The following is a 13,208-nucleotide window of genomic DNA, read 5'->3' on the forward strand; positions in this document are numbered from 1 at the left end:
GGACTCAGCCGCAGCGCTGAACCTTGTCGTTGCTCGTCAATGCCGTGTACCACGCGTCAGCCATCTTCGTGTACCCAGAGGTGTTCGGGTGCAGGCCGGTCGTGTCGGTCGGCGACGGCGTCATGTCCGTGACGGCATTCAGTGCGCTGTTCATGTCGACGACGGTGAGGTCGCTCCAGCTGTTGGCCATGAGGACGTCGAGATTGGCATTGAAGGCGTCAATGTTGCCGTCCTTGGTGGCATTGGGCGATGGGACGATGCGCGCCACAAGTGTGTCCACCGTCGGGTTGGCCGGAGAGATCGTCCAGTTTCTGATTGCGGTCAACAGGTTGTTTACGGGTGTCACTGTAGCCATCGTCCCCAGCGTGTTGACATCGTTGGTGCCTGCGTGCAGCAAAACGATGTCTGTTGCATTGGTGTTTAACGCGGTGTTTACCCGTGCCGTCATGTCCGAGGCAGTGTCACCTGGAATACCCTCATGGTCAGTATCAGCCAACCCGGCGTTGGCTCCTGATGACTGTGACCCGACGAAGTCCACTTGGTAGCCGTCGTTGGCCAGGCGCTCTTGCAGTCTCTGGCGGTAGCCAACGGCATCGGCCGAAACCGGCAGGTCCGTCGCAGCGGAACCCTGACTCGAGGTCACGCCGAAGGTGATCGAATCGCCCAGTGGCATGATCCGCACCGCGCCGAAGATGATTTCGAAGGTCGCGGTGCCGAGTAGGTTGTCATCGCTGGTGATTTCGGCGACGAAACTGTCACGGTAGCCGCGCGACGGCGTCGTTGGCGTGTAGGTGTAACTGCCTGTGGTCTGATCGTAGGACAGGGACCCGCGTGTCGGGTTGACCGTGACGTTGTACCGAATCGGTATACCGGCAGTGATTGCAGAGCTCATGGCGCCCGTATAATTGGCGGCGGTCGGTGCGGTAATGCATTGATTGGCAAGCGTAAAGAGTTTTGGGGTGGTGCTGTCACTGTCGCACCCGGCGGCGATCAGCACGAGCGCAGCCAACCCTGCTAAGGGCGAGGGGGACAGGCGAGGCAAACTGTCGAACATTGTGAAATACCTTGAATGTGAGCCAGGACGAGCGCTGACGTATACCTATGGACGAACACGGGTGATTTTGCACCCGACAGCGGGGCTTTTCTTTGCAGTCTGTCACTGAATCGATACACGCTGAGGACACGGAGCTTACAGGTGTTCTGCTCACGAGACAGTGGCGTGACACGGCCAACGGGTTGCAGCTGCGTTACTGGCTGGCCACCGAGCGCGGCCCGGCCCAACTGACAGTCCACCATGAACGCGCCGTGTGCTTTGTGCCTCGGGACTTTGACGGCCTTGCGGACGCGGCGGTGGAGCGGCGCTCACTCGCTCTTGAGTCGATGACTGGCGGTCCGGTCGACGGCCTCTACTTCCGCGCTCAGCGGGACCTCCAGCAGTGGTTGCAAAGCGCTCCGGAGCACCGGTTGAACGCGTTTGAGGCAGACATCAAACCGAGCGACCGGTTCCTGATGGAGCGCTTCGTCACGCTCGGCGTCACCGCGTCGGGCAGCTGGCACCGAGCGGGTGGTGTCTGGTCCGTCGACAACCCGAAGGTCACGCCTTCAGACGCGGTGGTCCCGCTCAGACTGGCGTCGCTCGACATCGAGACCGGGGGTGGGGCGGGGGCGCCGCTCTACAGCATCGGCGTCGCGCTCGACGGGCGTTCCACCGTCTTCATGGTGGGCTCGCCAGTCGGCGCGGTTCGCGAGGACACCGTCGACGTGCGGTTCTGCGGCGACGAGGCCACAACGCTCAGGCGGTTCTTTAGCTGGTGGTCAGAGGCCGATCCCGACGGCATTGTCGGTTGGAATCTGGTCGACTTCGACCTCGCGTTTTTGCACCGCAAGTGTGAGTCGCTCGGCGTGGCCTTCGCCTTCGGCCGCGGGGACGAACCCGCGACGGTGTTGGCGCCGAATCGGTCGGATCAGCCCCGGGTGGCGCGCATTCCGGGACGCGTGGTGCTCGACGGCGTCGACCTCCTGCGCGCCGCGTTCTGGCAGTTCGAGAGTTTTTCACTCGATGCAGTAGCACAAGCGTTGTTGGGTGAGCGCAAGCTGATCACCGACAGTGGGCTCGACAAACTTGACGAGATCAAGCGGCAATACCGCGAGGCACCGCTCGAACTGGCCCGCTACAACGCGCGTGATTGCGAGTTGGTGCTCAAGATCTTTGAACGCGCGGACCTGCTCGCCTTTGCGCTCGAACGGGCGCGCCTGACCGGGCTCCCGATCGACCGGCTTGGCGGTTCGTCCGCCGCGTTTGACAATTTGTACCTGCCCCGATTGCACCGGCGCGGTCGGGTGGCGTTGAGTTTGTCGCAAGTGGTGCCGGGTGAAAACAGCCCGGGTGGCTACGTCATGGATTCTATTCCGGGCCTGTACAAGAATGTGTTGGTGCTGGATTTCAAGAGCCTGTATCCGAGCATCATCCGCACCTTCGCGATCGACCCGCTGGGCCTGGTTGAGCCGGGTGACGACCCGGTGCCGGGATACCGTGGCGCCCGATTTGGCCGCGACGATCCGATTCTGCCGGCATTGATTGCAGACCTCTGGAGCGCGCGTGACGGCGCCAAGGCGGCGAGCAACGCACCGCTGTCCCAGGCGATCAAGATCATCATGAACTCGTTCTACGGGGTACTCGGCTCGAGCGGGTGCCGCTTCCACGACGCACGTCTTGCCAGCAGCATCACGCTGCGAGGCCACGACATCATCACCCGGAGCCAGAACTGGATCGAGGCCGACGGGGTCAAGGTGATCTACGGCGACACCGACTCGCTGTTCGTGTGGTTGGGCAACGACGTGCGCGAGGCGGACGCGCGGGCCCGTGGGGCAGCCCTCGCCGAGGGCTTGAACGCGTGGTGGCGCGATGAACTGAACACGGCCTTCGCCGTTGAGAGCCACCTCGAGATCGAGTTCGAGACCCATTACCTGCATTTTCTCATGCCGACCTTGCGCGGCAGCGCAGGCGGTTCGAAGAAGCGCTACGCGGGGCTGGTGCGCGACGGTGAGGCAGGGGAGAAGCTGGTGTTCAAGGGGCTCGAGGCGGCGCGCACCGACTGGACGCCGCTGGCGCGTGGCTTCCAGCGAGAACTCTACCGGCGGGTATTTGCCGGCGAGGCAGTCGACGCCTATTGCCAGGGCGTTGTGACGGCCTTGTATCAAGGTGAGTGCGATGATCAGTTGGTGTACCGCAAGCGGTTGCGGCGCAAGGTCGACGAGTACCAGAAAAACGTCCCGCCGCACGTGCAGGCGGCACGGCAACTCGAGCGGCCGGGTCGGTGGATCGAATACCGAATGACCGTGGACGGGCCGGAGCCGGTGCAGTTGGCGCGTGCGGCCATCGATTACGACCACTACCGAGAGCGGCAACTCGCGCCGGCAGCTGACGGCATCTTGCATTTCCTCGGGACCAGCCTTGCGGATATCTGTGACGATCAGATGCGTCTGTTCTGACGCACTGCGCCCCGCCAGCCAATCGCCTTACTTTATCACAGGCACGGCCCCGTTACGGTATACCGACGTGATCAATTTGAATCTCGCTGTTCCAGACCTGATTGAGTTATAACGAAGCGCATTTTTTAAATTGTCAAGTCTTGAATCTCATAAATGAGCCGGCATTTCTGTATACAAGTCTAACTGGAGGTCAGCTGTCAGAGAAAACCCGAATAAAATCATTCATACAAGAAGGACAAGCCCATGCAAAACCTCGTTTTCGCTGTTTTATTCATAGCGGTTGGCACGGCACTGATTCGCTTCCCGCCTGCAACATGGCACCGCTCGGTCCGACTGGGTGGGGTTGCGAGTCTTGTCGCCGGAGCCGGGTTATTGGTGACCACCGTCGTCATGACTGTCCCGGCGGGGCACGTTAAGGTAGCCACCTTGTTCGGTGAGGTGCAGGACAACAGCTACGGAGAAGGCTTGCACATCGTCAACCCACTGCTCGACTTCACCTCGTTCGATTTGCGCCAGAAAACCCACAAGGAACAGGCGGGCATTCCGGCCGAAGACAAGCTCATCACCACCATGGACGTCTCGGTGCAGTACCGCACCATAGGTGACATGGCGCCGGACATCTTGCGCAACACCGGCACCACAGACGCACTCATCCAGGTGCACATGATCCCGAAGCTGCGCTCCATCCTGCGCGAGCAGGGCAAGGGCGTGTTGCGGTCGCAGGATTTCTTCCGCGAGTCGGTGCAACGTCAGCTGCAGCAGACGCTCCAGGAGGGTTTGTCCGAGTTTCTCGTCGTCAAGGGCCTGCAGGTCGAAACCGTGCTGATCCGCGACATCCAACTGCCGGATGTGATTCGCACGGCGATCACGGAAACCAAGAAACGCGAGCAGGAAGTCCTGAAGCAGCAAGCCGAGCTCGAGCGCTTTGCGACCGAGCAGGACCAGAAGGTCAAGCAGGCCGAGTCCGAGCTCAAGGCGGCGAAGCTCGAAGCCGAGAAGATCAAGGAGCTCGCGGACGCCGAGGCCTACAAGATCAGTGTTATCAACGAGACGTTGGCCGAGTCGCCCAACTACATCGAGCTCAAGCGCGTGGAGCAGTGGAACGGCGTGCTGCCCGTGTACGCCGGTGGCGACAGCATTCCGATGATCGACCTGCGGCGCCCGTAGTCGCCCTGCGACCGGGCCGATTCAGGTCCGGTTACCCGGAAGTACCTTGCCGGGGTTCATGAGGTTCGCGGGGTCGAGCGCGGCCTTGACACTGGCCATCACGTCGAGCGCGACCGGGTTCTTCAAGCGGCGCATCGACGGCAGCTTGGAGACGCCGATACCGTGCTCGGCACTGAAACTGCCGCCGTACTCGGTTACACGGTGTTCGACGGCTTGCATCAGGCGGTCCTTGAGGTCTGGATCGTCCGGGCAGTCGGTTTGATCAAGCCAGATGACGAAATGCAGGTTGCCGTCGCCGAGGTGGCTGACGGTTTCGGACTCGGCGCCCGGGGCCAGCGTGGGCAGGGCCGCTGCCATGTCATCGAGGTAGCGCGCGACCTTGTCGAGCGGCAGGCAGATGTCGCAATTGAGGTATGGCCTGCGGTGCTGGGAGACCTCGTACGCCGATTCGCGGATGGCCCACATGGTGGCGCGTTGCGCCGCGTTCTGGGCGATCACCGCGTCGACCAGGTCGCCACGCTCAAGTGCGTTCCCCAGCGTGTCTTCGAACACGGCGGCCAGCCGGGGCGCCCCGTTGCCGCCGGTAGCGCCCTCGGCCACCTCCAACAGCACGTTCACGGGCGACGGGGCGTCGAAGGGGTGTGCCAGATCCGGTTTCACGGTCGCCAGGGCGTCGAAGTAGTTGGGCGACATGTACTCGAACGCCTCCACCGCGCCACCCGTTGCGCGCTGCAGCGTGTTCAGCAGCGCCAGGGCGTCGGTGAGGTTGTCGAAACCGAGGAAGGCGGTGTGGTACTCGGCCGGCCTGGGAAAGAGCTTCACGCAGGCTGCGGTGATCACACCCAAGGTACCCTCGGCACCGATGAAGAGGTCTTTCAGGGCGTAGCCCGTGTTGTCCTTGTGAAGCTCGGTCAGGATGTCAAGCACGCGGCCGTCTGCCAGCACGACCTCCAGGCCCAGACACAGCGCACGCGTGTTGCCGTAGCGCACCACGTTCGAACCGCCGGCGTTGGTCGAGAGGTTGCCGCCGATCGTGCAACTTCCGCGGGCCCCGAACAACAACGGAAAGACCAGGTCGTGTTCGGCCACGGCCTCGTGCAGCGATTGCAGGACAACGCCAGCCTCGACGATAGCGACGCGCGCGGCGGGTTTGATGTCGCGGATGCGGGTCAGGCGTTCGAGTGACAAGCCAAGCGTGGTGCCTTCCGTACCCATCCAGGTGCCACCCGACAGCCCGGTGTTGCCGCCGACAGGCACCACCGGCACGCCGTGACGCTGCGCAATGGCCAGCGTCTCGGACACCTCCTGGGTGTTGGCCGGGCGGGCCACCGCGAGGGTGCGCCCCGGGTACACGCCGGTCTGGTCGAGCTCGTAGCGCGCGCGGTCTGCCTCGCCGTGCAGCACGTGCGAGTCGCCCAGGGCGTGGCTGAGGTCGGTGAGAAAGGCGCGCTGGTCCATGGTCGTGGTGCCGATGCGGTAGTGGCCTGTATGGTACCCGCAGGCGCTGGCGGTGGCGATTCGCGGGTGTCGATTGGGTCTGTGCCGAACTGCTGCTAGGCTGGCGGCTTGTGTTGCCACTCTGCCGGGCCCGTAGACAATGCCTTCCGACGTGCTGTTGCTCTTCGCACACCCCAGACCCGACCTCTCTGCCTGCAACGTGTCCTTGTTCGAAGCGGCAGCAGACGCCGAGGTCACGCGGGTCGATCTCTACGGCGAGTACCCGCGCCACGATATCGACGTCGACCGGGAGCAGCAGCGCCTGCGCGACCACCACACCGTCGTGCTGCAGTTTCCGGTGTACTGGTATTCGACCCCGCCGCTGATGAAGGAGTGGATCGACCTGGTCCTCGAATACGGGTTTGCCTACGGAGTGGGCGGTGACGCGCTGGCGGGCAAGCGGCTCGTGTGTGCGGTCACCACCGGCGCGCAGGCGAACGCGTACAGTGCCGAAGGCATGCACGGCCACAGTCTGCGCGAACTCCTGAGACCGCTCGAGCGCACCGCCGTGCTGTGTCAGATGACCTACCTGCCACCGTTTGCCTTGTTCAGCGCGCAGCGCGCCGCGGCCGAGGGCGTATTCGACGCCCACGCCGCCAATTGGCGCGCGTTGTTGCAACGCCTGAAGGACCCGCGGCCTTTCTCCGACGCGGTACTTGGCGCAGACGCACTGAACCCCGATGGGCGATTGATGATCGAGGAGGGCGCCTAGATGGACGGATTGCTCGGCCAGGCGTGCCTGTTTCTGGGCGCGGCGTTGATCACAGTCCCGATCGCCAAGCGTTGCGGGCTGGGGTCCGTGTTGGGTTACCTGATTGCAGGCGTGGTGATCGGGCCGGTGTTCGGGCTGGTTGGCGGCGACGTGACCGACATTCAGCATTTTGCCGAGTTTGGCGTGGTGATGATGCTGTTCCTGGTCGGTCTGGAGCTCGAACCGCGCATGCTCTGGGAGATGCGTACCAAGCTGCTCGGGCTCGGTGGCCTTCAGGTGGTTGGCACCACGGCCTTGGTGACGGTCTGCGCCATGTGGTTCGGCCAACCGTGGCAGATCGCGCTCGCGATCGGTTTGATCCTGGCGTTGTCGTCCACGGCGATCGTTGTACAGACCCTGAATGAAAAGGGGCTGATGCAGACGCCGGGCGGCAAGTCGAGTTTTTCGGTGCTGCTGTTTCAGGACATCGCCGTGATCCCGATGTTGGCCCTGATGCCGCTGCTGGCGCTGCCGGAGCTCGCGTCGACCGGCGGCCACGACGACCACCACGGCAGCACCAGCCTGGTGTCCGGCCTCTCACCCTGGCTCCAGGCCCTGATCACCGCCGGCGCCATCGGCGTGGTGGTCCTGAGCGGACGCTACGTCGTCAACCCGGTGCTGCACTACATCGCACGCGCGCGTTTGCGCGAGATGTTCACGGCCGTGGCGCTGTTTATCGTCATCGGCATCGCGATGCTCATGAGCCTGGTCGGCCTGTCCCCGGCACTCGGCACCTTCCTCGCGGGTGTGGTGCTGGCCAACAGCGAGTTCCGGCACGAACTCGAGTCCGATCTCGAACCGTTCAAGGGCCTGTTGCTGGGCCTTTTCTTCATCACCGTCGGCGCGGCGATCGACACGGACGTGCTGTTCAACAACACGCTGCTGGTGGTGGCGCTGACGCTCGGCATCATGGCGGTCAAGGGCGGGATTCTGGCGTTGCTGGCATGGACGTTCCGCATCCGCGGGCGCGATGCCTGGCTGTTCGCCCTGTCGCTGGCCCAAGCCGGCGAGTTCGGGTTCGTGTTGTTGAGTTTCGCGACGCAGAACGCCGTACTGCCCGGTGATATCGGCGCGCTCCTGTCGCTGGTGGTGGCCTTTTCGATGTTTCTCACGCCGATGCTGTTCATTGCCTATGAGCAGTTGGTGCAGCCGCGCTTCGAAGCCGAGGACAAGCGGCAGGCGGACGAGATCGACGAGACCGGCACCGTGCTGATCGCCGGCATGGGGCGGTTTGGCATGATCATCAACCGCATGCTGGTGTCGATGGGGCACAAGACAGTCGTGCTCGATCACCAAAGTGAGCAGGTCGCTCGCCTGGCCAAGTTCGGCGTGAAGACATTCTTTGGTGATGCCTCGCGACCGGACCTGCTGGTGTCGGCCGGTATCGCCGAGGCCAGGGTGTTGGTGGTTGCGATCGAAGACATGGAGCGTTCGCTCGACATCGTGCGCTTTGCGCGTCGGGAGTACCCGAAGCTGCACATCGTGGCACGCGCCGCGGGTCGCATGGACGTGTACCGGCTTTACTACGCGGGTGCGGATGACATCATCCGCGAAACCTTCGACTCGGCCGTGCGCGCCGGGCGGTGTGCCTACGAGGCGCTCGGCATGCACCCCTACCTGGCTCACAAGTCGGCGCAGGCTTTCGTCCAATTCGACCGCGAGCTGATGATTCGGATGGCCGCGTACTGGGACGACGAGGTGGCCCCCGAAGACAACCCCGCGTACATCGAAGAGGGCAAGCGTCAGGCCGCGATGCTGGACACCGCCATGCGTGGCGGGCGGGGCAGCTTGCTCGACGCCAGCGAGCGCGGCTGGATTCCGCCCGGCAGCGTGCCGCAGGCCGAGGGGGACTAGGTGTGCCGGGGCCCGAGGTGACGTTGCACAGCCTCTTTGATCTGAACCCGGGTTGCACCGAAACGGGTTTCAAAGCCGCCTACGACGCGTTCGCGGCTCACCTGCGGGACGCGGGCTTCGTGGTGAGCTGGTGCACGCGGCGGCGGTTGCCGCACGCGGGCTACGACACCGACCCGCCCGCCACCGGTTTTGCTGCCGACCTGGTGTTTGCCGACCGGGCGGCGATGCTGTTGGCCTGGGATCACGTCGAGGCCGACGGGCCGGGAGTTCAGGGCGTCCACCACGCCGTCAACCGGCAAGTGTGCAAAGCGCAATTCTTCCTCACCGAGGTCGTGGACTGAGCGGCCCACCGTGCGCCGGTGAGCCAACTTGGCTAGGCTAGCGGCATCCGTTGTTCAGAGAGAGTCGGTCATGGCCACCCTGGAGCCCGTTGATTTCACTGCGCCCGACGCGCCCGAACGTTTTGCCCGGTCTCTGCGTGAGACCGGTTTCGGGGTGCTCACCAACCACCCGCTCGACCCCGCTCAAGTCAGTTCGATCTACGCCAATTGGCAGGGCTTTTTCGACGGCGACGACAAGCACGATTTCGTCTACACCGTCGGCCCCCAGGACGGTTTCTTTCCGGCCGAAATGGCCGAATCGGCCAAGGGCCAGAGCGTCAAGGACATCAAGGAGTATTTCCACTTCTACCCCTGGGGCAAATGCCCGGCGGCACTGCGTGACGAGTTGCTCGACTACTACTCCGGCGCGGGCGCTCTCGCCCAGACACTGCTGGGCTGGGTCGAAGCGCACACCCCGGCGACGGTGTCCGAGCGTTTCTCAGAGCCCCTCTCGGCGATGATGGACGGCAGCGAGCAATCCCTGTTGCGCATTCTGCACTACCCGCCGCTGACCGGTGGCGAGGAGCCCAGCGCCATCCGCGCAGCGGCGCACGAGGACATCAACCTCCTGACCATACTGCCAGCCTCGAACGAGCCGGGCTTGCAAGTGTTGGCCAAGGATGGCTCGTGGATCGACGTGCCGTGTGAGTTCGGCAATCTGATTGTCAACATCGGTGACATGTTGCAGGAGGCGACGGACGCCTACTATCCGTCCACCATGCACCGCGTGATCAACCCCGAGGGTGCGCGCAAGGACAAATCGCGCATTTCGCTGCCGTTGTTTCTGCACCCGCGACCTGACGTACGGTTGTCGGAACGCTACACAGCGGATGAGTACCTCAAACAGCGGTTGCGCGAGCTCGGGGTGATCTGATTCGGCGCGTCAGTCCGCGGGCGCGTAGCTGCCGTCCTCGCGGTGCACCTCCGCGCCCGTCAGCGGCGGGTTGAACACACTCACAAGGCGCATGTCTCCGTCAATCGCGCGGACGCGGTGGCGGTCGTTCCTGTCCAGGGCGTACAGGGTGCCGGGGGACAGGCTGTGCGTTTCGCCGGTGGCGAGGTCAGTCAGCTCGCCACGCCCGGAGATGCAGTAGCACGCCTCGAGGTGGTGTTTGTACTCCAGGGTCAACTCGGCACCGGCGGCAATCACGGTGTCGTTCAGGGTGAATCCCATGCAGTCTGTTGCGAGCAGCAGGCGGCGGCTTTGCCAGCCGGGCCCGGTGACATCGCGTTCACCGCCGAGGATTTCGTCGAGCTTCCGTACGATCATCAGAGTTCCTCTCGAGTCGCGTTAGCGCTTGCGCAGGCTGATGACCCAGCCGCGCAGGTCGATGCCGGGGATATGCTCCCCGGCTTCGTCGCCGAGGTGGTCGATGACACCCGCGTCATCGAGTGCTGCCACGTGGCGTGTGAGCGACCCCTCCTGGTAGAAGTGGTCGTTGAGGCCGATGACGACAGGCGCGTCGGTTTTGCAGACGCGCAAAATGTCGTCGAGTGCGTCCGCGCGCACGTGGCCGAAAGAGAAGACACCGACCACGGTGGCTGCGTCGTAGTGGGCATCGGGTACCGCCATTGGCGGCGTGTTCAGGTCGGCGTTGAACAGCCGGCGGTACAGGCCGAGGGCGCGGGCCTTGTCCAACATGCCCTCGGAAAAATCACAGCCGTCGATGCATTGGTAGCCGACTTCGTAGAGCGCGACGCCAGCGAGTCCGGTGCCGCAACCCACGTCGAGGATGGCGATGTCGCGCGCCGGTGCCAGCGCCAGCAAGGTGTCGCGGCAGCGCGCAGGTTGCTGGTAGCCGTTCTCGTCGAACACCTCGCTGTCGTAGGTCGCCGCCCAGCGGTCGTACATCTGCCGGGTCTCGGCATCGGATCGTGTGTCGTAGGCCTTGTCGAGAAATCCGCCGTTGCTCATGCCGCCCGCCCTCATCGTCACTGCACGTGTGCAGGCTCGCACACGTCGGTTCGCTTCTGCAAACCGCGACGCCGCGGCCCGACCGCGACGGGAGGGTTGGTATACTCGCAGACCACGAACAGGAGAACGCGTCATGGGGTGCCAGTATTTCGATCCGTGCCAGGGCGGCGCAGACAGTTTCAGTGTGGTGGTGCCCAGGGTGACGTTCGGTCGTGGATGCCTCTCGGAGGTCGGGCAGCGTGCAGCCTGGCTCGGGTACCGGCGCGTGGCGGTTTTCACCGACCCCGGCTTGCGCGACGGCCCCTACGTCGACACCGTGTTACGCGCCTTGGCTGAAAAGGGCATCGACGCGGCAGTCTTCGACGCGCTGCGCATTGAACCCGATGACACCACCACCGAGGACGGTGGGCGATTTCTCGCCGACGGTCGCTTCGACGCCATCGTTTCCGTGGGCGGGGGGTCGGTTATCGACACCGCAAAGGGCGCGGCCATCCTGGCGGAGCACGGCGGCACTCTCGAAGACTACTTTGCGCCGCCGATCGGACGGGGCAGTCCGGTGCCCGGACCCGTGTTGCCGCACATCGCTTGCCCGACCACCTCGGGGACCGGATCCGAGTGCACGTCGATCACGGTGATCCGATTCAACAAGCTCGATTGCAAGTTTGTGCTGTCGAGCCCGTACCTGTTGCCGATCGAAGCCCTGGTGGACCCGGCCTGCATTGACACCGTGCCCGCCAACGTCGTCGCCAGCACCGGCTTCGACCTGCTGAGTCACGCGCTGGAGTGTTACACCGCGCGGGCATACACCCGCTGGGACAAGGTCACGGAGTCGGCAGCGCGCCCACTGCTGCAGGGCGCCAACCCGTGGTCGGATCTCGCCGCGCGCGAGGCGCTCGACATCGCCGGTACCTACATCGAACGTGGCGTCGCCGACAGTGCGGACACCGAGGCGCGAGACAAACTCGCCTGGGGCGCGACCCTCGCCGGGATGGCTTTTGGCAACTCCGGCACACACCTGCCACACGCCATGTCCTACGGCGTCACGCATTACATGAACGAGATCAGCGACCTGCGCACCGATGGCTACAGTGTCGACACGCCCTTCGTGCCGCACGGGATCAGTGTCATCGTCAACGCGCCCGCGATCTTTCGCTACTGCGCCGCGGGCGCGCCGGAACGGCATCTCGAGGCGGCTGCCCACCTGCACGCCGACCGTCGCGGCGCGGGCCCGGATGACGCGGGAGAGGTGCTGTCCAACCGGCTGATCGAATTGATGCGCGCAACCGGCATGCCGAACGGACTGCGTGCGCTCGGCTTCGATGACGCACACTGTCAGCCCATGGCGGTCTCGAGCGTGCGGCAGACACGCGCGATCGGGAACGCGCCGCGCGAATCGAATGTGGTCGACATGGAAAACATGTACCGCGACGCGCTCGCCTATTGGTGAGACGCCCCGGTACCGATGGCACGGAAGCCGCTACGTTCGGTGGATGTTCTGGTACCTGCTTTTTGCCGGTGTGGCAGCGTGGTTGATCGGCCGTGAGATTCGGCGACCCGTGCCCTTCGATGCGCCGCGCGGCAGTTTTTCCTACGGGTACATGGCGACGTTGTCGCTGTGCCTGTTGGTGTGCCTGGGGTTGGCCCTGAGTCACTTGCGCTTCGAGGCGATGCTGACCGAACACGCCCGGGCCGTGTCGGGCAACCCTGACGCCGACGTGCACTGCCAGTCGTTGCTCGAAACCATGCTGGACCCCTTGCCGATGGCGGTGGCACACGCTCGCCCGGACACCGGCCAGATCGAATTCAAGGCCACCTGGTGTTCACACCTGGCGGACCACCTCGCGGACCCAGGCAAAGCGCAGGCCGAAGCCCTCTGGGCCATGCACGTCTTCACGCACGAAGTCATGCACATTCGCGGCGAGATGAATGAGCAGAAGACCGACTGTCAGGCCTACCAGCGCAACCAGGCCATGGCCGAACGCTTCGGGATTCCAGCTGACATCGCCGCCCGCAATGCGGCGGCGATCTACGAAAACCGCTCCCGCCACAAAACCTACTATTCGCCGCAGTGCCGGCCCGGCGGTGTACTGGACGAGCAGCTTCCGTTCCCGCCGTGGGGCGCAACCGCAGTTGTACGTCGCTGACGCGCCGG

At 64.2% G+C, this 13,208-nt stretch carries 12 protein-coding genes; 8 read left to right on the plus strand and 4 right to left on the minus strand.

What is annotated here, in order from left to right; translation table 11 throughout:
* Nucleotides 1-4 precede the first annotated feature (4 nt).
* A complete protein-coding gene (locus tag AAGA11_05605) occupies nt 5-1,054 on the minus strand; it encodes a GDSL-type esterase/lipase family protein (protein ID MEM9602315.1) in 1,050 nt (349 codons plus the stop codon).
* 113 nt (nt 1,055-1,167) lie between these two features.
* Here AAGA11_05605 and AAGA11_05610 point away from each other — a divergent pair, with 113 nt between their 5' ends.
* Together AAGA11_05610 and AAGA11_05615 are read left to right on the plus strand one after the other, a co-directional pair.
* The gene (locus tag AAGA11_05610; GenBank protein ID MEM9602316.1) at nt 1,168-3,492 is read left to right on the plus strand and encodes a DNA polymerase II; all 2,325 of its coding nucleotides are present in this window, start codon (nt 1,168-1,170) and stop codon (nt 3,490-3,492) included.
* A gap of 375 nt (nt 3,493-3,867) precedes the next feature.
* Nucleotides 3,868-4,659 carry an SPFH domain-containing protein gene (locus AAGA11_05615; protein ID MEM9602317.1) on the plus strand — a complete coding sequence of 264 codons (792 nt, stop codon included), beginning with the start codon at nt 3,868-3,870 and terminating at the stop codon, nt 4,657-4,659.
* Nucleotides 4,660-4,680: 21 nt separating this feature from the next.
* Here AAGA11_05615 and AAGA11_05620 read toward each other — a convergent pair whose 3' ends face one another.
* Complete coding sequence (locus AAGA11_05620) at nt 4,681-6,117, minus strand: FAD-binding oxidoreductase (GenBank protein ID MEM9602318.1); 1,437 nt, start codon at nt 6,115-6,117, stop codon at nt 4,681-4,683.
* Nucleotides 6,118-6,256: 139 nt separating this feature from the next.
* On the opposite strand from AAGA11_05620, the gene AAGA11_05625 reads away from it, so the two are divergent.
* From AAGA11_05625 to AAGA11_05640, 4 genes are all read left to right on the plus strand, one after another.
* Nucleotides 6,257-6,868 carry an NAD(P)H-dependent oxidoreductase gene (locus AAGA11_05625; GenBank protein ID MEM9602319.1) on the plus strand — a complete coding sequence of 204 codons (612 nt, stop codon included), beginning with the start codon at nt 6,257-6,259 and terminating at the stop codon, nt 6,866-6,868.
* Nucleotides 6,869-8,761, plus strand: a complete 1,893-nt coding sequence (locus AAGA11_05630) for a monovalent cation:proton antiporter-2 (CPA2) family protein (GenBank protein MEM9602320.1) — start codon at nt 6,869-6,871, stop codon at nt 8,759-8,761. It begins immediately after the preceding gene.
* A gap of 2 nt (nt 8,762-8,763) precedes the next feature.
* Complete coding sequence (locus AAGA11_05635; GenBank protein MEM9602321.1) at nt 8,764-9,102, plus strand: DUF6614 family protein; 339 nt, start codon at nt 8,764-8,766, stop codon at nt 9,100-9,102.
* A gap of 70 nt (nt 9,103-9,172) precedes the next feature.
* The gene (locus AAGA11_05640) at nt 9,173-10,015 is read left to right on the plus strand and encodes a 2OG-Fe(II) oxygenase family protein (GenBank protein ID MEM9602322.1); all 843 of its coding nucleotides are present in this window, start codon (nt 9,173-9,175) and stop codon (nt 10,013-10,015) included.
* Nucleotides 10,016-10,024: 9 nt separating this feature from the next.
* Here the strand turns inward: AAGA11_05640 and AAGA11_05645 are convergent, their stop codons facing one another.
* On the minus strand, nt 10,025-10,411 hold the full coding sequence (locus tag AAGA11_05645) for an ectoine synthase (GenBank protein MEM9602323.1): 387 nt from the start codon (nt 10,409-10,411) through the stop codon (nt 10,025-10,027).
* Nucleotides 10,412-10,432: 21 nt separating this feature from the next.
* Complete coding sequence (locus tag AAGA11_05650; GenBank protein MEM9602324.1) at nt 10,433-11,056, minus strand: class I SAM-dependent methyltransferase; 624 nt, start codon at nt 11,054-11,056, stop codon at nt 10,433-10,435.
* 133 nt (nt 11,057-11,189) lie between these two features.
* Here AAGA11_05650 and AAGA11_05655 point away from each other — a divergent pair, with 133 nt between their 5' ends.
* Together AAGA11_05655 and AAGA11_05660 are read left to right on the plus strand one after the other, a co-directional pair.
* Entirely contained in the window at nt 11,190-12,503 is a 1,314-nt protein-coding gene (locus AAGA11_05655) for a hydroxyacid-oxoacid transhydrogenase (protein MEM9602325.1), read from the plus strand.
* A gap of 43 nt (nt 12,504-12,546) precedes the next feature.
* Nucleotides 12,547-13,200: a hypothetical protein gene (locus tag AAGA11_05660; GenBank protein ID MEM9602326.1), complete on the plus strand. Its 654-nt coding sequence runs from the start codon at nt 12,547-12,549 to the stop codon at nt 13,198-13,200.
* Nucleotides 13,201-13,208: the final 8 nt, after the last annotated feature.

The organism is Pseudomonadota bacterium (assembly GCA_039196715.1).
GTDB lineage: Bacteria > Pseudomonadota > Gammaproteobacteria > CALCKW01 > CALCKW01 > CALCKW01.